Annotated in this window: 1 protein-coding gene; it reads right to left on the bottom strand. The window is 69.5% G+C overall.

What is annotated here, in order from left to right; all coding sequences use genetic code 11:
* A partial coding sequence (locus NET02_RS16630) for a P-loop NTPase family protein (protein ID WP_488624072.1) occupies window positions 1-970 on the bottom strand: 970 nt, incomplete at its 3' end.
* Window positions 971-1,066 lie beyond the last annotated feature (96 nt).

Below are 1,066 nucleotides of genomic sequence, written 5' to 3'. Positions count from 1 at the left end.
GGCTGATGACGGCGTGCACGCGCGGCTCCCGCAGCTTGTCGGTGAGCTGATCGAGGTGCGTGGCGCGGCTCTGGATCAGGCGCTCGCGCGCGGCCTTGTAGCGCTCCAGCGTCACCGGCAGCGCGCGGTTCTTGCGCAGCTCCTTGTCCTGCCAGGTGCATTCGTGCCCGAGCGCATTCACCAGCCACGGCTGGCCGCGCGTGTCTTCCCAGAGTTCGGCCCAGATGGCTTCATCGAAACGCTGGCCGGTGGCGTCGGTGTGCTGCAGCCACAGCGCCTTGGTTTCCTCTTCGCTGAAGTTGCCCAGCCGGATCGAGGCGGCCTTGATGTTGAAGGCGCTGCCGCCCGTGATGATCTCGCCGTCGCCGCTGTGGATGCGGTAGTCGCGCACATCCCGCACGCCGCACAGCACCACCGTCTGCGGAAAGGCCATCGGGCGCTGCGCGTAGCCGGCGCGGATCTGGCGCAGCANGTCGCGCACGTCGCGCACGCCGCACAGCACCACCGTCTGCGGAAAGGCCGCCGGGCGCTGCGCATAGCCGGCGCGGATCTGACGCAGCAGCGAGATCAGCGTGTCGCCCACCAAGGCGTCGACTTCGTCCAGCAGCAGCACGATGGGCCGTGGATCGGCCAGGCTCCAGCGCTCCAGCAGCGAGCGCACCCAGTCGTTGACGCCTGCGGTGCCGAGCAGCTCCAGGGCCATCTGCGCGGCGGCTTCATCGTGCCAACAGTGGCGTGCCGCACTGGCCAGCGCGCGCACGATGGCGGCCATGCCTTCGGCGACGTTGCCGCGCGCGGCTTGCGCGGTCTCGATGTTGGCATAGAGCGCCCGNCGCTCGACCTGACCGCGCGCGGCTTGCGCGGTCTCGATGTTGGCATACAGCGCCCGGTAGCGGCCCTGCCGGTTCAGATGCTCCATCAGCGCCAGCAGCGCCGTGGTCTTGCCCGTCTGCCGCGGGGCGTGCAGCACGAAGTAGCGCTGCGCCTCGATCAGCCCCAGAATCTCCTCCAAGTCGATGCGCGCCAGCGGATCGAGCACATAGTGCAGCTCCGGCTTGCTCGGGCC

The organism is Thermalbibacter longus, assembly GCF_023806485.1.
Lineage (GTDB): Bacteria > Chloroflexota > Chloroflexia > Thermomicrobiales > Thermomicrobiaceae > Thermalbibacter > Thermalbibacter longus.
Note: the sequence above shows the minus strand (reverse complement) of the source record. Positions and strands in the feature narration are given on the sequence as shown.